Genomic DNA, 686 nt, shown 5'->3' with positions numbered 1-686 from the left:
TTTAGTTAATGCATAAACTACTTATGTTGGCTATGAGTTCAACTGTATAAAATTCCGGTAAATTAAAATAAGTATTCATAAAAATATTGTTTTTTATAAACAGAGTATCTACAATGCTAGCTTTGGGGTGAAGTATTGCAGAGGAATTTTTTAATCTGGTTGTTGCGTCACTGTTTTATGCATACCAATATATATTACGCGTAATTCCAAATATTATAATTCCTGAATTGGTAGTAAGGTTTAATATAGGAACAACAGAAATAGGACAATTTTGTGGACTGTATTATGTAGGTTATGTGTTAGCACATATTCCTGTAGGTATTCTTTTAGATAGATTTGATTCTAAAGTTGTTATACCGATTTGTATTGCATTAACATCTTTAGGTGCTTTACCTTTAGTCAGTTCTAATGATTGGAGTTATTCTATTATTGGAAGAATAATTACTGGTATTGGATCCTCTGCTTCAGTACTTGGACTCTTTAAAATAATAAGAATCTATTACCATAGAGAAAAATTTGCCATGATGTTCAGCATATCGGTTATTATTGGCATTTCAGGTGGTGTATTTGCCACCAAACCATTACATGTCTTACTTGATAAGTTTGGGTGGGATTATTTATTTACTGTGTATATAATGCTTGGATTATTGCTTGCTTTAACTACCTTTATATCTATACCTAAAATT

At 30.2% G+C, this 686-nt stretch carries 1 protein-coding gene; it reads left to right on the top strand.

Going from position 1 to position 686, the window contains the following annotated elements; translation table 11 throughout:
* Window positions 1-227: 227 nt before the first annotated feature.
* A partial coding sequence (locus WGMM_RS02200) for an MFS transporter (RefSeq protein ID WP_458694880.1) occupies window positions 228-686 on the top strand: 459 nt, incomplete at its 3' end.

This window comes from Wolbachia endosymbiont of Glossina morsitans morsitans (assembly GCF_000689175.1).
Taxonomy (GTDB): domain Bacteria; phylum Pseudomonadota; class Alphaproteobacteria; order Rickettsiales; family Anaplasmataceae; genus Wolbachia; species Wolbachia pipientis.
Note: the sequence above shows the minus strand (reverse complement) of the source record. Positions and strands in the feature narration are given on the sequence as shown.